Annotated in this window: 15 protein-coding genes and 1 pseudogene; 7 read left to right on the forward strand and 9 right to left on the reverse strand. The window is 58.6% G+C overall.

Features of this window, described 5'->3' with window-relative positions; translation table 11 throughout:
* The 4 genes from MOP44_RS00460 to MOP44_RS00475 form a co-directional block, all read right to left on the reverse strand.
* A complete protein-coding gene (locus MOP44_RS00460; RefSeq protein WP_260793925.1) occupies window positions 1–666 on the reverse strand; it encodes a hypothetical protein in 666 nt (221 codons plus the stop codon).
* Complete coding sequence (locus tag MOP44_RS00465; protein WP_260793926.1) at window positions 659–1621, reverse strand: respiratory chain complex I subunit 1 family protein; 963 nt, start codon at window positions 1619–1621, stop codon at window positions 659–661. The genes MOP44_RS00460 and MOP44_RS00465 overlap by 8 nt, the downstream gene beginning before the upstream one ends.
* Window positions 1618–3657: a hydrogenase 4 subunit B gene (gene hyfB / locus MOP44_RS00470; RefSeq protein WP_260793927.1), complete on the reverse strand. Its 2040-nt coding sequence runs from the start codon at window positions 3655–3657 to the stop codon at window positions 1618–1620. Before hyfB ends, MOP44_RS00465 begins: the two co-directional genes overlap by 4 nt.
* A 64-nt stretch (window positions 3658–3721) precedes the next feature.
* A complete protein-coding gene (locus tag MOP44_RS00475) occupies window positions 3722–4066 on the reverse strand; it encodes an ArsR/SmtB family transcription factor (RefSeq protein WP_260793928.1) in 345 nt (114 codons plus the stop codon).
* Between the two features lie 1502 nt (window positions 4067–5568).
* Between MOP44_RS00475 and MOP44_RS00480 the strand changes: the two genes are divergently transcribed.
* From MOP44_RS00480 to MOP44_RS00495, 4 genes and pseudogenes are all read left to right on the forward strand, one after another.
* A complete protein-coding gene (locus MOP44_RS00480) occupies window positions 5569–5790 on the forward strand; it encodes an RtcB family protein (protein WP_260793929.1) in 222 nt (73 codons plus the stop codon).
* A 461-nt stretch (window positions 5791–6251) separates the two neighbouring features.
* A complete protein-coding gene (locus tag MOP44_RS00485) occupies window positions 6252–6596 on the forward strand; it encodes a PadR family transcriptional regulator (protein WP_260793930.1) in 345 nt (114 codons plus the stop codon).
* A gap of 282 nt (window positions 6597–6878) precedes the next feature.
* Window positions 6879–7562, forward strand: a pseudogene (locus MOP44_RS27940) (ABC transporter permease); the annotation flags it as partial.
* Between the two features lie 280 nt (window positions 7563–7842).
* Window positions 7843–9297, forward strand: coding sequence for an ABC transporter permease (locus tag MOP44_RS00495; RefSeq protein ID WP_390905511.1), 1455 nt, complete (start codon window positions 7843–7845; stop codon window positions 9295–9297).
* A gap of 709 nt (window positions 9298–10006) precedes the next feature.
* On the opposite strand, the gene MOP44_RS00500 is transcribed toward MOP44_RS00495, so the two are convergent.
* The 4 genes from MOP44_RS00500 to MOP44_RS00515 form a co-directional block, all read right to left on the reverse strand.
* On the reverse strand, window positions 10007–10552 hold the full coding sequence (locus tag MOP44_RS00500) for a DinB family protein (protein WP_260793932.1): 546 nt from the start codon (window positions 10550–10552) through the stop codon (window positions 10007–10009).
* Window positions 10553–10998: 446 nt separating this feature from the next.
* Window positions 10999–11766, reverse strand: a complete 768-nt coding sequence (gene mddA / locus MOP44_RS00505) for a methanethiol S-methyltransferase (RefSeq protein WP_260793933.1) — start codon at window positions 11764–11766, stop codon at window positions 10999–11001.
* A 273-nt stretch (window positions 11767–12039) separates the two neighbouring features.
* Window positions 12040–13131, reverse strand: a complete 1092-nt coding sequence (locus MOP44_RS00510) for a class I SAM-dependent methyltransferase (protein ID WP_260793934.1) — start codon at window positions 13129–13131, stop codon at window positions 12040–12042.
* Window positions 13131–13604 (reverse strand): YdhR family protein, encoded by a 474-nt coding sequence (locus MOP44_RS00515; protein WP_260793935.1) that lies wholly within the window; start codon window positions 13602–13604, stop codon window positions 13131–13133. The genes MOP44_RS00510 and MOP44_RS00515 overlap by 1 nt, the downstream gene beginning before the upstream one ends.
* Window positions 13605–13912: 308 nt before the next feature.
* Here MOP44_RS00515 and MOP44_RS00520 point away from each other — a divergent pair, with 308 nt between their 5' ends.
* The 3 genes from MOP44_RS00520 (at window position 13913) to MOP44_RS00530 (ending at window position 18021) form a co-directional block, all read left to right on the forward strand.
* Window positions 13913–14524 carry a hypothetical protein gene (locus MOP44_RS00520; protein ID WP_260793936.1) on the forward strand — a complete coding sequence of 204 codons (612 nt, stop codon included), beginning with the start codon at window positions 13913–13915 and terminating at the stop codon, window positions 14522–14524.
* Between the two features lie 181 nt (window positions 14525–14705).
* The gene (locus tag MOP44_RS00525) at window positions 14706–15272 is read left to right on the forward strand and encodes an ECF-type sigma factor (RefSeq protein ID WP_260793937.1); all 567 of its coding nucleotides are present in this window, start codon (window positions 14706–14708) and stop codon (window positions 15270–15272) included.
* Window positions 15273–15279: 7 nt separating this feature from the next.
* Window positions 15280–18021 carry a serine/threonine-protein kinase gene (locus MOP44_RS00530; RefSeq protein ID WP_260793938.1) on the forward strand — a complete coding sequence of 914 codons (2742 nt, stop codon included), beginning with the start codon at window positions 15280–15282 and terminating at the stop codon, window positions 18019–18021.
* Window positions 18022–18195: 174 nt separating this feature from the next.
* Here the strand turns inward: MOP44_RS00530 and MOP44_RS00535 are convergent, their stop codons facing one another.
* Window positions 18196–18600, reverse strand: a complete 405-nt coding sequence (locus MOP44_RS00535; RefSeq protein WP_260793939.1) for a hypothetical protein — start codon at window positions 18598–18600, stop codon at window positions 18196–18198.
* Window positions 18601–18743: the final 143 nt, after the last annotated feature.

Consider the following 18743-nt stretch of genomic DNA (forward strand, 5'->3'; position numbering starts at 1 on the left):
CTACTCCTCCCTCAGAGATTCAAGGTGGTGCAGGTCGAGACTGTCGAACTGCTCGCGAATCTGGAAGAAGAAGATGCCGAGAATGAACACGGCTACCAGGAGATCGAGGGCGATCCCCAATTCGATCACCATCGGCATCCCATACGTGGCGCTGGTTGCGGCGAAAAACAGGCCATTCTCCATGGCAAGAAACCCAATCACCTGGGTGACAGCCTTGCGGCGGGTGATCATCATCAGGAACGAGAGCAGGATGACCGCAAGCGCAATGCCGATGGTGTGACGAGTGATGGTAGTAGCGAGCAGGCTGATGGGCTGCGCCAGGCCAAAGGCGAAGATGACCAGCACCAGCCCGACCAGCATGGTGACCGGAATATTCACCAACGGCTCGTTATCCCATTGCGCGCCCAGCCGCCTGATCAGGATATGAAGGATGAGCGGCAATGTGATCACCTTCAGGATCAGCGTGAGTCCGGCGGAGAAATAAAGCTCGGTGAGCCGCGCTTCATGTGCCACCAGAGTGGTGGAGAAAAACAAGATCGCGCCCTGCCACGCAAACAACGTAATCAGTTGCTGGATTCGCCGCGTAGACAGCATCGCAAACGAAATCAGCAGCATGCTCGCGGCCAGCAGCTTCAGCAATTCGACATGGAGAGGGGATTTAAGCAATCGTATTGGCTCCCAGCAGAAGGTGGACCAGCAACCCGAGCACCGCGATCAGAAAGGCCATGGCCATGAACTCGGGAGCGCGGAAGATACGCAGCTTGGCGGAGACGGATTCGATCAGCGCAATCCCGGCTCCGCAGAAAGCAAGCTTCACAAGCAATGCAGCAAGCGCAATCAGCACCGAGCCGACATGTGCACCATGGATGGCAATACCCCAGGGCAGAAACAGCGAAAGCCCTATACATGCGTAATTGAAGAGCTTCATGCTCGAAGCCAATTCGATCAGAGCAAGATGCCGCGCGGAATATTCCAGCACCATCGCCTCGTGAATCATCGTGAGTTCGAGGTGCGTAGCAGGATTGTCGATCGGGATGCGCGCATTCTCCGCCAGCAGAACCATGATGAACGCGATGGCGGCAAAGATCACGCTCGGGTCGATAACAGATGGATGCGTCGCGCGATTGTCCACCAGCGTGGTGAGAGCGGTGCTGCCGAAAAGAAGAAACGCGTTGAAGAACACCATGAGCATTGCCGGTTCGGCAAGAAAGCCGATCATCATTTCGCGGCGCGCGCCGAGCGTTCCAAACGCGGTGCCAATATCCATCGCGGCTAGGGCCTGAAACACTCTGGCGGTGGCGAAAAGCCCAATCAGCGCGATCGCGTCAGCGGCGCGAGCAAAGGGGAGATCTGTCACCACCGAAGGAATGATCGCCGCAGCCAGAACCATGGTCCCGAAGAGAACGTACGGCGCAGTGCGAAACAGCCGAGAAGCATTTGTAGCCAGTGCCGCGTCTTTGTAGAACAGCTTGTGCAGCATGCGATAGGGCTGCGTCAAGGGCGGCGCGGTCCGATTTTGCATCCACGCCCTGCACTGGGCGATCCACCCTGAAAAGAGCGGCGCCAGCGCGACGGCGAGAATCACTTCTCCGAATTGCCAGACGAATGCGATACCCCTCATAGAACGAACACCAGCAGCCCAAGCAGCGTGATGAAGCTGTAGAGCAAATAGAAGGCGAGCCTGCCGCCCTGCAGAAAGCTGACGGCGTCTGCCATTTTCTGCACGGCGGCGGCGACCGGCCGGTACAGCGCCCGCCAGAAGTGATCTTCAATGTGAACGCGATAGCGGGGCGTTAGGTCCGTAGGCGCCGGAAGGTCGCGCTCCATGCGGAAAAAGGCGCCGAACATGTGCCGAATCGGCTGGCCGAAGCCTTCGGCCGTGTCCTGCATGCGGTAGGTCTGCCAGGGGTACCCGCAGTCCCAGGCCGCGGTTCTACGAATACGCCCGTGGGCGAGCAGGCGCACCAGCAGAAACGTCACCGCGATGGTGACCAGGATGATGGCAAGAAAGATCCATCCGCTGTAGGAGGCCTGCTCCGGTGCAATCGGCGCGATGCGCCAGACAGAGGGATCGGGCGCGATGGTCTGTCCTAGTAGCATCCCTGTGGATTTTCCTGCAGCGTGGAGCGCGAGCTGCGGCTGCACTCCGATGGCGATGCAACCGGCGGCGAGCCACGACAGGCCGACCCGTTCCAGCCAGTTCGCATCATGGGCGTGCGCCAAAAATGTTTCGCGCGCGTTCCCCAGGAAAATAATGCCGTAAAACTTCACCATCACGTATGCGGCCAGAGCGACCGTGAGAGCCAGCGCCGCGGCTCCGAGAGGGATCAGCATGTTGATGAATGCGTGAGGCAGCTGCGGCGTGTAGAGGAAGGACTGGAGGAGCAGCCACTCGGATACAAAGCCGTTGAGTGGCGGCAAGCCCGCAATGGCAAGTGTGCCGATCAGCGCCAGGGCGGCAACCCAGGGCATCGGACGAATCAGCCCGCCGAGCTTGCCCAGGCTGCGCTGCCGGGTCGCGTGCAACACGCTGCCGGTGGTCAGAAACAACATGCTCTTGAAGAGCGAGTGATTGAGCGCGTGAATGAGGGCCGCCGCGAGCGCCAGCGCGCCGAACAGGCGCAGGTTGCTGCCCGCGAAGAGAATGGAGAGTCCAATGCCGGTAAAGATCAGTCCGACGTTTTCGATCGAGGAATACGCCAGGAGACGCTTCATGTCGGTCTGCACGGCGGCAAAGATGGCGCCGAAGAGAGCCGAGAAAAGGCCCAGCGCGAGCACTGCCACTCCCCATTGCCAGAACCGAACGTGGAGCAGATCGAACGTAACGCGCAGCAGGCCGTAAATGGCCGTCTTGAGCATCAAGCCACTCATCATGGCCGAAACCGGCGAAGGCGCTGCCGGGTGCGCCTCGGGCAACCAGACATGCATCGGCACTAGGCCGGCCTTCGCGCCGAATCCGAGAAGCGCCAGCGTAAACGCCACACTGGCCCAGAATGGTGTGAGCGAAGCGCTACGCATCGCGTCGAGCGTGAACTGCCAGCTTCCACCCTGCATGACTCCGAAGCTAAGCAGAATGCAGACGGCGCCGAGGTGCGCCATCAATAGGTAAAGGAATCCCGCGCGCCGAATCTCCGGAATGCGATGCTGCGAGGTTACGAGGAAGTACGAGGTCAGCGCCATCGTCTCCCAGGCCACCATGAAGAGATACGCGTCGTCCGCCAGCATCACTACCGCCATGCTGGCAAGAAAGATGTGGTAATGGAGGCCAAGCAGACCGGGGGCAGTTCCTTCGCCGCTGCGGAAATATCCCGCGGCAAAGGTGGAGATCCCCGCCCCCGACAAGCCCAAGATAATGAGAAAGAAGGCAGACAGGGCATCCAGCCGCAGATGGAAAGGAAGGTCGGGGAGGCCCAGTGGCAGCGTCAGCACTTCGGGCCCGTGGCCTGACATGAGAAAGCTTCCCGCCATCACGAACAGGGCTACGCAGATTAGCGCTCCCAGCGGGAAAAGGAATCGCGCAACATATCGAATGCTGCGGGCGCGGAATAGACAGGCAAGCGCAATAGCGGGCCAGCAGGCCACAATGAGAAGCGTCGAACTGAGTCGATGCTCTGCAACGGAACCTAGGGAAGTGGCCCAGAAATGCGCGTTCAACATGATTCTCCTGTGCGAGTGCACGGAACGGACGACAGGAGTGCCTTACACATTTCAGAAGGCCCAATCACTTGCCGTTCTCCGCCGGTGATTCGCCAATCTCGTCCAGAATGGCCAAAGCTTCAGACAAGTGCTTCTGAAAATACGTCCGCATCAGGGCAAGGACCTCAAGCAGGAGGGGGTCCCGAACCGAATAGAAGACCTGGTTCCCGGCCTTTCTGTTCACGACCAGTTGTCTTGAGCGAAGGACAGCCAGATGCTGCGAAACATTGGCCTGCTCCATCCCAAGCTCCTGAATCAGGTCGCCCGCAGAGACTTCCCGAGTCCCCAGCAACTCGATAATGGCGATCCGAGTGGGATGGGCCAGAGCCTGGAATACGTCAGCCTTGAAACGGCGTAGAGAATCGGGCATAAGAGATAATACTATTATATACGCATATGCGAGTTTTTGCATATGACCGACTGCGGGAGATCGTGTCGCGCGACGCACACTGCTGGTACGTTCCAAAAATAGGCGCTAAATGCTTGACGCGTCTCTGAACTTCATCGCTGGCGGTGGCTTCTTCGTTCGGTTCCATCAGCTGCCAGTCAATCTTGCGTGGGAGACAATTGGCGAGGCGAACGGCGTGCGGTCCCTCGATGAAATGCGGCAACGCATTGCCCACTACCGGCCTACACCAATGCTTCCGCCCGAGAATCCGAATATCGGCTGCATCATGCTTGCCGAACCGTTCTTCTGGCCAAGGGAAGCATGGATTGAATCTCCGGCTGATTTCAAACTGGATACGGTCCAGGGCAAAGGATATGACTCGGAATTGGAAACCGGTCGCGACCTGTGGAATCAGGTCTCGCAACGTCTTCAAACGTACGCCGCCAAGCAGCTTGAAACAGGCACCCCCGCGCTCTCGCCGCAGTCGAATCGAGTGGCAAGCCGCAGATCGTTCTTCCCCGCCCCGGCCAGGGATTGTTCCGCGTTCTCGTCACAGATGCCTACGATAAGCCTTGCGCCATCATGGGGGAGAGAACGCTTCCGGTGCTTGACGCCGCTCCCATCAAGCCATACAACGTTAGGGGTTGCCGTTATGCGCGGCAGAGGAAGCTAGAAACAGAGCCGTCCTGCGCCGTGCCATTCACACAGTCATGCAATCGCTGATTAGTTCGCATGGAGGTCTCCTTTCCTTGCACAAGAAAGCACGGTTTGGATTTTGGAGCAATGAATTAGCAATCGAGCTTGAACGAAAACCAGATTGGGGCATAATCGTAGGGCGAATCGACAACTTCACAGATCGATCTGCAACTCGACGAAGACCGGAGGAGACTATGTCGCCGATTGCCAATAGTCCGAAGCCGTCGAGCCTGCTCGTCGCCGCCTAATCCATCCGGCCGGGCTGGCTCCCAATTTCAACTCATGAGTTGAACCCGCACCTGCACACATGCGCAGGACGGCAAGTCGCGCCTGTGCGCGGCAGGGAGAAGTTTGTGAAGCGGCAAAAGCGTCGTAATCGAATGGCGGAGTCCGTGGATCCGGGGGTCGCCGAAGCACTTCTGGGGCAACGGCTCAGAAAAGAGCATCAACCGACCGCAAGGTAATGCGGAAGACCAAGCTATTCTATCGTCAGTTGCAACGCGCCCTGAACCTCGCGCTAGCAAGTGCAGACTCGCAATTTCATGGCTACGAGATCTTCGTCGAAGAAGTTTCTCCGGCTCCAGATTGTGGGCATCTATTGGCGCACGTTGGCATTTCCGAAGGTCGTTTCACCTCGGAGGCCATGACCTGGCTTCGACAAAATCAACCAGGGCTCAGCACCGAGGTTGCTATAAGCATTTCACGGAAGCGCGCTCCGGAGCTTGCGTTCGTTCCTGCCTTCATGACAGGAGTTGAGAATGACTGACCCATCATTGCCTCCAATCTGAATGTGGCTCAAAGCTCCGCTGGGCCATGAAGTCGCGGAAGCTCTGGGGCGTCTCCAGCGCGTCCCAGATGTTCAGCGGATTGCTGTCATGCCCGACGTTCATCTCGCCAACGACATCTGCGTGGGAGTGGTGCTGGCAGCCTCGCGACTGATCTATCCGCAAGCGTCGCTCTGGAGCAGCATGGCGCAAACAGGTTCTGAGTCCACCGGAAAGGAGCTATGACGCTGCAGGCTCGACCGCCAAGATCGCCAAACCACCAACGGATTCGCGGGTTCTGGTCATCGACAGGGGCAAATCGAGTTGCCGGTGAGTACATTGGCGATTTATCGCTCGTTGAGAAAGGTGGCGTTTGCCAGCTGGGGAAGATCACTTGTCCGAAAAGGCCCTTTTCTCGTCAACTTGATGGGCCCAAGTATCGCGCATCCACAGAGTCAACCGATTTTCGGGATAGTCTCTGTCGATGAGTGACTCGGCGGTTACGCGCTGATCAACCAATGACTGTGTTCAAGTGGTCTATGAGATGGAGAATGTCTTGGGCGCTCTGCTGCGGAGATTTCGGATCAAAAGGCTGCAAGACGCGCCAACAGAAGCACGGAATGAAGAGTGTGGCCCCCTCGAAGTGATTCTCCTTTGGACATTCCAAATGTGTGTGTGATACCTTTGCAGCAACCAAAGGAGTGATCGTGAGCGCCGACAAATCAGAAGTTCTGCAAGGCACGCTCGACATGATGATCCTCAAGACTCTCAATGTGCTTGGGCCGTTGCATGGGTTCGGCATTGCTCGACGCATCGAGCAAGTAAGCGAGGACATTCTGACCCTGAATGAGGGTACGGTCTACACCTCGCTTCTGAGATTGCAGCAGCAGGGATGGATTCAGTCCAAGTGGGGAACGTCGGAGAACAACCGCAGAGCGAGGTTTTACTCAATCACGCCGCAGGGACAGAAACAGCTTACGGTCGAGACGGAAAACTGGAAGCGGATCTCCGGCGTGATCGGGCGAGTGTTGGCCTTGCAAAATCAGGAGTAGTTGTTGAGTGATGGCATCCTGAAAGGGCATTCGATGCGTATCTTCCTTTCTAAAGTCTGTGCTCTCTTCACTCGCTCGCACCGGATGGGGGAGGAGTTTGAGACTCATATTGCTCTTCTCACGGAACGCTTTGCTGCCCAAGGGGTGGCACCAGAAGAGGCCGGCCTCGCCGCGCGCCGTCAGTTTGGCAATGCTGGCTTGCACCAGCAGAATCTGCGCGACCAAAGCCGGTTTCTGCTCCTGAACCATCTATGGCGCGACCTGCGCTATGCGGTACGCGGTATGCTGCGCAATCCTGGATTTGCGTTGACGGCGATTCTCACGCTTGCGCTGGGCATGGGCGCCAATGTCGCCGTTTTTGCCCTAATGGATGCCATTCTTCTGCGCTCGCTTCCCGTCGGCAGTCCGCAACGCCTCTACTTCGTCGATTTCGCCGGGGCGGCGGGGCTCGGCATCGCTCCTCCCTATCCCTTTCTGCAGCGTATGCAAAGGGAGGCGCACTCGCTCGAATCGGTAGCCGCCTATTCGGGACGGGCGCAATTAAAGATTCGCCCGGAGTCTTCAGCAAACTTCGAGACAGCGAACGGAGCTCGGGTCTCCGGCAACTACTACGAGGTGCTAGGACTGCGGGCCGCTCTAGGCCGCCTCCTTACGGCCCAGGATGAGCTACTGAACCCCGCCGTGGCTGTCCTCAGCTACGACTACTGGCAGACGCGATATGCGGGGAGCGCTGCGGCGCTGGGGAGTAGCTTCACCCTCGATGGAACGTCGTTCACGATTGTAGGCGTCGCACCGAAGGGATTCTCCGGCCTGCAGCCCGGTCACCGCGATGACATCACGATTCCGATTACAACCATGAATCTCGGTCCCCACGACGGGGCCGGTATGCTCGCAGATCACAACTCGCCCTGGTTTCAGGCCGTCGGACGCCTCGCTCCCGGAGTCTCGCCTGCAAAGGCGCGAGCTGAAATCGATACGCTCTTCCAAAGTTATATGACCGAGTTTCCTGTATCGGCCGAGGCACGCCGCGACCAGTTCAATCACATCGAGCTTGTCTCCGCCGCCAAAGGTCTCGGTGCACTACGCAAACAGTTTGAGCGTCCCCTGGAGGCGCTCATGGCGGTCGTCGCGCTAGTGCTGTTGATTGCCTGCGCCAACATAACAAATCTGCTGCTGGCCCGCGCCACCCGCCCGCGAACGCGAGTTCGCCGTCCGCATCGCGCTGGGAGCAGGACGCCGCCGACTGCTGCGTCAGCTCCTTACCGAGACCGCTCTACTCTTCTTTGTTGGAGCGGCTGCGGGCCTTGCCGTCGCCTTCGCTGTTGTGCGCCTTCTGCTGCGATTCTTCTCGACTGGGCCGCAGCCCATTCAACTCAGCTTTCATTTCGATGGGCCGTTGCTTGTCTTCGTCCTGGCGCTGCCGCTGCTAGCTACGCTAGTCTTCGGCGCTGCTCCCATCCTGCATATGCTGCGCACCGACCCTCACTCCGCGATGAAAGAGGGCTCAAGAATGAGCGAGTCCGCGCCTCGCATGAGCCTCGGGCGCGCCCTGATTGTGCTGCAGGTTGCGCTCTCGCTGATTCTGCTCGTCGGGGCATCACTTTTCCTGAGAACACTGCGCAATCTACACAGCATCGATCCTGGCTTCTCCGCAGGCCAGGTCGCCCTGATGCAAATCAATCTACTGGAATCTGGATATCCTGAATCTCCGGCACGCCTCGCTGCCTGGGATCGCATCCTCTCCGTAGTGCGTGTAACGCCGGGGGTGCAGTCAGCGGCGCTCTCCGCGGCGACGCCGTTCGACACAAGCGGACGCCACGCCGGCTTCATCGTTCCCGGATATCGCAGGACCTCGGACGCGGACAGCCTTATCAATCTTGATCACGTTAGCGAAGATTACTTCAAGACCCTCAACACGCCTCTGCTGCGCGGACGCGATCTCAGTTCAAGCGATGTGGACTCCGCACCCCACGTCGCCCTCCTGAACCAGGCAGCCGCCCGCCACTATTTCCCGGGTCGAGATCCTATCGGCGTCGAAGTCCACATCAATGATGCAGCTTACCGAATTGCCGGCGTCGTGCAGGACATCCACCAGTCCGACCTGCGCGAACCGGCAACGCCCTTCATCTCCCTCCCCGTGCGACAGCCCTATGATCGCAATTTCCGCCTGACTCTACTGGTTCGCACAACCCTGCCCCCCACGGCGCTTACTGCAACGCTTACCCGCCGGATCCACACCGTCGCACCAGACTCGCTCGTCAAGGAGCCAATCACGCTCTCCGAACAGATAGACGAAAGCATCGTCAATGAGCGATTGATTTCAACGCTGGTCGGCATCTTCGGTCTCCTGGCACTGGTGCTTTCCGCCGTCGGACTTTACGGTCTAATTGCATACACCGTCGCGCGCCGCACTCCGGAATTCGCAGTGCGGCTGGCGGTCGGAGCTCTGCCACAACAGGTGATCGGCAGCGTGCTGCTGGGAACGCTGCAGCTACTCGGGATTGGCTTGTTTATCGGAGTTCCCTCATCGATCCTTCTTGCGAGAGCTGTCCGCTCGTTGATTTACGGGGTTACGCCGACGGACCTCAGTGCACAGCTAATCGCTTCGACGATGCTTAGCACGGTATCGCTCATAGCCTGCGTCCTTCCGGCAATTCGCATTTCCAAGATCGACCCCGCCTCTGCGTTACGAACAGAGTAAAGGGCAAGATATCCATGCGAGTAGGCACTTCGGTGCCGCCTTCCGGCGTTTCACCATCTTCAATGTCCAGGCAGATTTCTGCAGCGCACAAATTCAATTGCAGCCAACACGGCAAATCGCTCATTGAGATCGGATTGCGATCTGAATCAGAGATACGTACCGGGAAGCGGGCCAATATTCGCGATCCCCCTTGACGTAAAGTCGCCTACGCGTCCTTCTGCCGAAGGCGCCCCCTAATCTGGAACCAAGAGAGCGGGTCGCCCGTTATACGTCAACTTGCAGCCGGAAGAGCATGCCGGTGATTCGACGATGAGTTGAACAATTGGGCAGCGGCCTCACTCTTGCTTCTTCAATCACTTCCCAAGGACCGACTTGAAGCACAAGGTATTCAGGTGAGGTTCGAAGTGTGCATGATCTATGAAATTGTTCTAGGAAAAGCCCGTTCTGTATCCTTGCCGCGGATCGGCTCCTTACATCCGGTTACTTGAACCGAGGAGGATGAGGACCCTCACCGCCCTCTATACTCGGCTGACTCCACCATGCAACATCGTTGCGTTCGTGGCTTGTCTGTTCGTCCGCTTTCTTTCTCCGACGCATGGATGCCGCAGTTTGAACTGCCCGAGAGTTCGGGAAGTTTTGCCCAGCAGTTCGAGCAGCCGTGCTTCTGCCGAATTACTGTAGGTTGGCGGCTCCGAACCGGCTCTTTACGTTAACGGCATACGCTCTTTCGAATTGCCCTCAGATGATGCCAGCTATGCCGCAACGCGTGATCTTCGATGACGAACTGAGCCGTAAGGGGAGCGCCGGAATTGAGCGAGAGAGGGGCTGCACGATCAAGATCTTCATCCGTGAAGGCACGCACTGCAGCCGCAGCCTCGCGGCTATTCTGGCGCAGGAGTTCGATAGCCGCGGCCTTCGATACATGTGCATTTTCGGCGGCGTGCTTCGCATTGATTTGTGCGACGAGTTCCCAGGTGACGTGCGCGACAGACTGGCCGTCCGCGACTGCTCGCGCCACACCGACCTCAATGGGATACATGCTGGCGACGTGATGAACGATGATTCCAATGGAACGTTTGTCTGTTGGCGATACGGGTGTAAGCCACTCCGCGTCTGAAAGCTGTTCAGCGAAAGCCTGCAGACCGGCAGCGCCCTCTTCAATGCGAGCAGCGAGAGACTCAGCGCGACGGCTCGCTGTTCTTTCGGTCTTCGTGTTGATCCCAGATTCAGTTAAAGAGTTGGTGGCGGTTGACATCGATTCTCTCCTTGGTTCTGTATGTGAATGGGGATTAAGCGCTCGCTTCGCATGGTTGCGGAGGGCTTTGAAACCCTACGACGATGCGCCGTGAAATACCTGAGTTTCGTTGCCGCGATGTATTCGCATTTCGGCGAATTGAGCCGTGTGAGGAGCAGGATCAATCCGGCGCTTCGTGCTCTCTCTCGCGCTCGGCTCGTCGGCGCTGGTTTCGATGTGCGTCAAGCGTTTCCTCAACGACTGGTTTTTGATCAAGAGCTCACAGATAATTCGTCTCTGCCTCTCGATCGTTTCCAGGAGCTGGCTGTTCGACGTTTCCGTGGGCAGTAGCTCCGACATAGGTCCTCCTTGCAGATTGCTGGTTCAAGCGCAGGAGGAACCCCTTATCGAAAGCTGCGCTCGCCTGCAGATCAAGTCACTCGTTTTTCGACAATGAAGACCGGCGATCAGGCGACGTCTTTGACTGCCGGCTTGTTTTCGTTGAGAGGCTGCGCTCCAATTGGCACCATCATCGGCACGCGGCGGCGATAGGCGGCGTATTCGCTGTGGAACTGGACAAGGTCGCGTTCCTCGTAGCGGATTGCAATGAGGATGTAGACGGTAAGCCCGAGAGCGAAGAGCAGGTGCGCGGCGGTCATGTCCGGCGTGGACCAAAAGACCGTGACCCAGCCTACATACAGCGGGTGGCGAACGAGCTTGTAAGGCCCTGGAGTGCGGAAGCGCAGCGCCGTGTAGGGGCGACCGATGAGTTGCAACACCACCTGGCGCAGTCCGAACAGATCAAAATGATCGATCAGGAATGTTGTTGCAAGCACCAGGGCCCATCCGAGTGCGTAGAGCGAATACAGCGCAAGCCTGCCGTAGGCGTTTTGAACGCTCCAGATGACTCCGCCCATGGGCTGCCACCACCAGAACATCACAAACATGGCAATGCAGGAGAACAAGACGTAAGTGCTGCGCTCCGCGGCCGGTGGAATGACTTTCGTCCACATTGCCTTGAATCCGGGACGGGCCATTACGCTGTGCTGAATCCCGAACAGCAGGAGCAAGGCAAGGTCAACGGCGAAGGCGATCCCCAGCGAAGACTTGCGCACCGAATCAATGGATGTGGGCACCACAACGTTCTCGAGGAACGCTGCCAGGTAGGCGAAGGTTGCAAGGGAAGCTACATAGCAGGCAATCCCATAAGTGAAGACAGCAATGCGACGGAACATGTGTTTTCTCCTGATTTGGAGTGCGGAGTTCGACCGCCTCTGTTTTTGAAATCGTGAACGGCACGGGAAAGACGACACGTTCGTCTCAAAGAAGTGACGCGGTGGAAGCCAGTTGCACGGAAGGCGCTCTGTACGGCGGTGGATGAGCGATAGGGGGAGGGTAAGGAGGCTGCGGCTGAGCGCATGATACATGCTAAGGTCGGAAGCTTGAGCTCGAGGGCGCTGCAGGGGAGCCGGGCCTGGCCGGCCCCAACTGCGCTCCCCACACGCGGTTCAGGGGCGAGCTTCGAGAATCAGGTTGAACGGCGTCTCCACCGCCACTCGCGTGTTCTGGAATCCGCCTTTGTTAAGGATTGCCGTCAACTGGGCGGCGCCGGCCTGTGCTCCCAGTGAGTAGTGTCCTCCCTGTGAGAGTGCGTTCTGCGTGCAAAGGGCGGTGGACGCGGAGTAGTAGAGCCTCGCCACCGGGCCTACGTTTTCGGCGGGTTGGTCCCTGGCGAAAGGCTCCACCAGCATCAGCGCGCCATCGGATGCGACTGACTGCCGGGCTGCCTGGACGGCTTCCAGCGGATTCCCCATGTCGTGTAACGAATCCATGAAGCACACCAGGTCGAATTTGTCCTCACTATCCGCAAGCACCCGCGGCGTAGCGACTTCAAACCGAATCTGATCGGCCACTCCAGCCTGCATCGCCCTTTCTCGCGCGACGCGGATCGAAGACTCGTGATAATCGATACCCAAGAATTTCGATTGTCGGTATGCCTTCGCCATCAAGATGACCGAAGCGCCGTGTCCGCAGCCGACATCCGCCACATATCCGCCGGCGGACAGCTTTTCCGCAACGCCGCGGAGAGAGGGAATCCAGGTTTGCGTCAGGTGCGCCCGGTAGCCAGTGCGAAAGAAGGCCTCTGTCCCAGAAAACAGGCGGCAGTCGTGTTCGTGCCAGCCCACTCCATCGCCGGAGAGAAACGCGGCGAGGATCTTCTCCTCGCCGAGCCACAGAGATGCGGCCACGTCGAACGCGGGGGAGAGGAATGCGGGACTGTCAGGATTCGCTAGCACAAAGGCGTGTTCGGGGGGCAGCACATATTGGTTCGTGACGGCATCGAACCGCACGTATCCACCCGCCACCTGCCCGCGCAGCCACTCGCGGACAGAGCGCTCATTCGTGTTCGTGCGTTGCGCCAGTTGATCGGAATGGATGGGACCACTGTCTGCCATTGCCTGGTAAAGCCCGAGTTTGTGCCCGATGTTGGTCATGGCGCCGGCCATGGCCGCTGCGAGATCGGTTACCACCTGGCCGGCGAACTGCTCGATCTTCTGGTGCATGTTCTCGCCATTGGAATTGGCTTGGGGGTTCTGCATTACTGACCTCCTGCGATCGCTGAGATTAGTGAAAACTGTCCTGCGAGGAATTCCGGCAAAGGAGCCCGTGTGATGGCCGAAAGGGAGTTCTCTACATCCCAGAATTGGGATTGGGCGCTTTCAACGGCGGGATGGTTGTGCACGGCCTGGATGACGGGATGGCTCAGGTAGCTCTGGGCGGCTTCGCGGCTGACAAACAGATATACGCCTCCGACCTCGGACTCCTGATCGCTGAAGACCCATATCTTCCAGATCAGGCCTTTTACCTTCGCGATGGCCGCGGCGGGTTCGCGACTGTGGGCAAGAAATACACCGGGCTCGACGCGCAATTTGAAGCGCAGCTGCAATATGGTGTAACAAAATGCTTTTTCTTCTGACATTCGTTTCTCCAGTTGTTTGGTTTGCGTCGTGGGCAGGCACTGATGATTGGCGACTGCCGAATTGCTTGATGATGACCGAGCCCATTGCTTCAAGGTGTTGCAGCACCGCGCGGGACTAGTCGCGTTATTGACTCCCGCCTCTGCTGGAAAGATCGCGAACGGCAGGATAAAGACGACACGGGATATCTTGGTGCTCCGGGACAAGCCTTGGAAGTTGCGGGCCAGATGGAGCGGGAGTGTGATCTGCGATCAGGAATTCCCGGCAGGAGTGATGTCCCTGCGCGGAGAGTGTCGTGTTTCAGTTGCGGGTTTCGATATCACGAGTACAGGGCATTGGATTTCTCCGGACGATCGCGTCGTCCCGTGGCTTCCATCCTTGAAGTTCACCAGGAGCGTCTACGATGAAACCCATCAAATCATTGAACAATAAGTTGCGATACTTCCTAATGACCGCGCTCGTTTTGATGAGCATCTTGCCGTCGAGCGCGCCGGCGCAGACCAGCCACGCCCACATGGGCACTGAAGAGACGGAGCTGACGCCGGAGCAAAAGACCGCGCGCAGTGCTCTCGTCAAAATAGTCCGGGAGTCTACCGAGCGCTTCAAGGACGTGGCGCAAGCGCAGGCGGAAGGCTATTCTCTTGTATTCGGTTGCGTCAGTGGAGACAGTGCGGGCGCGATGGGGATGCACTATCTGAATGGGAATTTGCTGAACGGCGCCCTCGATCCCACACGTCCTCAGATCGTGATTTACGAACCGACAAAGGACGGGAAGTTGAAGCTGATTGGCGCCGATTTCCTGGTGTTTGCCGATGAGTGGAACAAGGATCCCAAGCACACAGGGCCGCCGGAGCTTATGGGCCAGCTGTTTCACCTGTTCGATGCTCCCAACCGGTTTGGACTACCGGCGTTCTACACGCTGCACGTCTGGGCGTGGAAGGACAATCCGAACGGTGCATTTGTGAACTGGCACCCGAACGTGTCGTGTGAACAGTTCTCTGGACAAACTCCTTAATCTGGAGAACATGGCAGCCGTTTCGGGCGGCGTGATGTTCGGGACGGCTGATCTCGCGGTGTCGCAATTTCATTAGTGTATGAACTCGAATCCTCTATGTTTCAGCGGCGATTTTCCTGTCGCCCAGAGTACGGGCGAAGCTAGAATAACTCCGGTTGTGTTCCGCCGGAGAGGACCTCAGGTGAGTTCGACAATCTCTTCCCTGATCACTGCGGCCGAGGGCGGTGACAGCGGCGCGACGGATGCGCTCTTCACAGCTCTCTATGCCGAGTTACATCGTATGGCCAAGCGCGAACTGGCGCGGCAAGGGTCTCCGCCGAGCTTGAGTGTCACCACGCTTCTGCACGAGGCGTACATCGACATGTCTGGGCGGGGCGGGGTTACTTTTCCCGACCGAGCGCGCTTCATGGGATACGCCGCGCGGGTGATGCGCGGATACATCATCGACCATGCCAGAAGCCGCGGGGCGGTAAAACGCGGCGGCGAGTTCCGGCTTACCTCAGCTGACGGGCACGATGTGGCGAGTCCCGCAGACCCGAAGGAGCTTTCGGACATCAGCGATGCTCTCGATCAACTAGCGAAGGTCGAGCCGGAATTGGCTGAGCTGGTGGACCTCAAGTTCTTTTGCGGATTCTCGTTCGCGGAGATTGCCGCGCTGCGAGGGGTATCGGAACGCACGGTGCAACGGCAGTGGGAGAAAGCGCGTATTTATCTCCATCAAAGCCTTAGCACCGGCTTGCCGGAATGAGATATGAATGTCGATAAGCTCCGACAAATGGCTGCTTCTCAGCCCGTACCTGGACCAGGCGCTTGATCTGAGCGATGAGGAGCTCGCGCCGTGGTTGTCGTCGCTACGGAGCGGGGCTCCTGAAGTTGCTGAGCTGCTGGAGCCTCTGCTCCGCGAGCACCGCAAGCTATCCGACGATGGCTTTCTCCAAACCCTGCCAGCCGAACTTTCAGGGCAGCCAGGACTGGCCGGGCAGGTGATCGGCGCGTACAAGCTGCTATCACCTATAGGCGCGGGGGGCATGGGCAGCGTCTGGCTCGCGGAACGCGCTGACGGACGCTTCGAACGCCGCGTCGCAGTCAAGCTGCTGAACATCGCGCTTATGGGCAAAGCAGGCGAAGAGCGCTTCAAACGCGAGGGGAGTTTTCTCGGCCGACTATTGCACTCGCACATCGCGGAGCTCATCGATGCGGGCCTATCGCCGATCGGGCAACCGTATCTGATCCTCGAGTACGTAGAAGGCTATCACATCGATCGATATTGTGATCAGCATAAGCTCGATGTCAAAGCGCGCCTGCGGTTGTTCCTCGATGTTCTATCCGCGGTAATCAAGGCGCACGCCAACCTTATCGTTCATCGCGACCTCAAGCCGTCGAACATTCTGGTGCGAACTGATGGGCAGACGAAGCTGCTTGATTTCGGCATTGCCAAACTGCTGGAAGACGAGTCGCAACCTGACGCACGCATCGTCACGGTCGAGGGCGCCGCGATGACCCTCGAGTATGCGTCTCCAGAGCAGTTAAGGCATGAACCCATCACGACGGCAACAGATGTCTATGCTCTGGGAGTGCTGCTGTTTGTGCTGCTCACCGGACAGCATCCGGCAGGCCCGGGACCGCACGCGCCGGCGGATATGGTGAAGGCCATCGTGGAGCAGGAGCCGCCGCGCATGTCGCAGGTTGTGTCTGGAGGAGGCGCGGAACTCGCCGCTCTGAACGGAGCGCACCGCGGCACTAGTGTCGAGAAACTCCGCCGCCTTTTGCGTGGAGATCTCGACACCATCGTCGCCAAGGCGTTGAAGAAAGATCCGGGGGAACGTTACACCTCGGTTGCGGCACTCGCGGAAGATATCCGCAGATATCTTACTGATCAACCGATCAGCGTGCGCCCCGATTCATTTTCCTACCGTGCCGTCAAATTCGTACGCCGCAACCGCAAGGCAACGGCTCTCGCTACTCTGGCGATCTCGGCGGTCCTCGCAGGGGTTGCGGGAACGCTGGTACAGGCACGGAACGTCCGGCTGCAGCGCGATTTCGCTCTGCGCCAGTTGTCTCGCGCGCTCAACACAATCGAGTTTAATGAATTCCTGCTCTCCGACGCTGCACCCGCGGGGCAGCAATTCACGGTGAACGAGTTGCTGAAGCGCGCCGAGAACACGCTTGCACGCCAGAGCGGCGGAGACCAGATCGCGCGCGTGGAACTCCTGGCTGCCATTGGCGACCAATACTCCACCCAGGACGAAGCTGCCAGCGCCCGCCGGGTTTTGGAACAGGCTCACACACTGTCACGCCAGGTGCAGGACAGTTCCGCCCGCGCTGAGGCATCCTGTTCGCTGGCAGGCGCTCTCGCGCAGGATGGCGAATTAGCTCGCGCAGAGACCCTCATCCAGGAGGGCCTGCGGGAGCTTCCTCCGGGAGCGCAATATGACTTTGATCGCATCTTCTGTTTGCGGCGAGGCAGCGAAGTGGCCCAGGAGCGTGGCGATGCGCAGCAGGGCATCGCCCGCATGCAGACGGTTTGGGAGTTAGTCAAGCGATCTCCTTTTGACTCGGACGCGCTGGAGTACCAACCGCTGATGGAGCTAGGCGAGGCGTACCGGGTGGCGGGGCAGAATCAACTCGCCGATTCTACGTTCAAGCGTGCTTATGAGCTGATGTCGGCGCTGGGGCGTGATAACACACAGGGCGCCGTGGCGCTGTTCAATGACTGGGCACTTGTGCTCGACAGATTGGGGCGCCCTCTGCAGGCAGCGGCTCTTTATCGCCGCGCCATCGACATCAGCCGGGTGGGACCGACAGAAGATGCCGTTTCTCCGTTGCTCCTGAACAATTACGCGGCAATCTTGCGAGAACTGGATCGTCTTGATGAGGCAGCTGATTATTCTCAGCGCGCATACGACAAAGGGCTCAAAACCGGAGATCAGGATGCCATTTATCATGCCTTGAATACGCGTGCGCTGGTCTACATCGACCAGCATGATTTTGCGCGCGCAGCCAGCGCGCTGGCTGAACTACAGCCGATCGCAATGCGAACTTTTCCGCCGGATCACTACTGGATGGGATCGCTCGCCTCGGTTCAGGCGTTGGTCGCATCGGGCAGTGGGGACTACAACACAGCCCGGGACCTCGCTGACCGCTCTGTTCACATTGTTGAAGCGGCGAGCAACGCCGGAAGAGCGGGGCGCGATTTCCTTCCGATTGCGTATCTCCGCCGGGCGACGGTGGAGTTAGCTTCCGGAAAGCCGGAGCAGGCTTCTGAGGATGCCGAACGCGCGCTGTCGCTGCTGCAATCCGCGACCCCGTCCGGAGAGTCTTCCTATTTCATCGCAACTGCTTACCTGACTCTGGGCCGCGCCAGGCAGGCTCAAGGCATGTACAGCGAGGCGAGGAGCGCGTTTCGCTCGGCAGCTAATCATTTCCAGAACACGTTGGGCGCCGACCACGTTGAGACACGAACTGCGCTGCGACTGGCCCGGGTCGAGGCACCGTGACGGGAGTCTCTTTGCGGAGGGGAGCAGAGGGGCAAAGAAAGTGTCAGTCTGCCCATTCGAATAGCGAGGAGGAACCGCGCTGCGTCGCCCGAGAAGGGGAAGATGACGCGGTCTCAATGTCGTTCTTGACTGCGTCATCTTCATAAGGAAGAGGCGGTTTCGCAACGGGGCCTCTTACGGTTGCATGACGTCCATGGGAACCTGTTGATGCTCCCCCTGTTCAGCATGCTTCTGGTCCTTTGATGCTGTCAGTTCCACACTGCTCTGCTCGTGAGGAGTGGCCACGCGGCGCAGGAAGCGAACTCCATTCACCTCGTCGAACGACAGATAGCTTCTCCCGTCTTCAGAGAGCTCGCCTGGGTTGGCTACCAGAGTCACCATTCGATGATCCTCTTGGTTATCGAGCGTAAGGAACGCGCCGTGGCGTTCAATGCGGTACTGCCCTGCTGGGAGGTACCGGTTCGCGACCGAGAAAGCGAATGGCACGTTTACGTTCAATTGTGGTTCTGCGACCAGGCTCGAGGCCAGGGGGAACATGGTTGCGGCGGCAAGAAGGGCGGAAACTGCGATGCGGTTCATAGAAATTCCTCTTTCAATCTGAGGTAGCACTGAGTATGCGGTCAGGCTGGTTTGCGAGAGTCGCGGTGTTTCATGTGCTCCTACTCCTGAAATCGGGATCGGGATACTGAACACGACAGCGGCGACAGAAAAGCGCTCTTGCG

Source organism: Occallatibacter riparius (assembly GCF_025264625.1).
In the GTDB taxonomy this organism is placed as follows: domain Bacteria; phylum Acidobacteriota; class Terriglobia; order Terriglobales; family Acidobacteriaceae; genus Telmatobacter; species Telmatobacter riparius.

Bases quoted from the DNA above. Each gene is read 5' to 3' on its own strand.
- mddA (WP_260793933.1), bottom strand. From the start codon at position 11,766: ATGTTCCGTCGCATTGCTGTCTTCACTTATGGGATTGCCTGCTATGTA.
- MOP44_RS00530 (WP_260793938.1), top strand. From the start codon at position 15,280: ATGTCGATAAGCTCCGACAAATGGCTGCTTCTCAGCCCGTACCTGGAC.
- MOP44_RS00535 (WP_260793939.1), bottom strand. From the start codon at position 18,600: ATGAACCGCATCGCAGTTTCCGCCCTTCTTGCCGCCGCAACCATGTTC.
- MOP44_RS00480 (WP_260793929.1), top strand. From the start codon at position 5,569: ATGTGGCTCAAAGCTCCGCTGGGCCATGAAGTCGCGGAAGCTCTGGGG.
- MOP44_RS00510 (WP_260793934.1), bottom strand. From the start codon at position 13,131: ATGCAGAACCCCCAAGCCAATTCCAATGGCGAGAACATGCACCAGAAG.
- hyfB (WP_260793927.1), bottom strand. From the start codon at position 3,657: ATGTTGAACGCGCATTTCTGGGCCACTTCCCTAGGTTCCGTTGCAGAG.
- MOP44_RS00520 (WP_260793936.1), top strand. From the start codon at position 13,913: ATGAAACCCATCAAATCATTGAACAATAAGTTGCGATACTTCCTAATG.
- MOP44_RS00500 (WP_260793932.1), bottom strand. From the start codon at position 10,552: ATGTCAACCGCCACCAACTCTTTAACTGAATCTGGGATCAACACGAAG.
- MOP44_RS00475 (WP_260793928.1), bottom strand. From the start codon at position 4,066: ATGCCCGATTCTCTACGCCGTTTCAAGGCTGACGTATTCCAGGCTCTG.
- MOP44_RS00465 (WP_260793926.1), bottom strand. From the start codon at position 1,621: ATGAGGGGTATCGCATTCGTCTGGCAATTCGGAGAAGTGATTCTCGCC.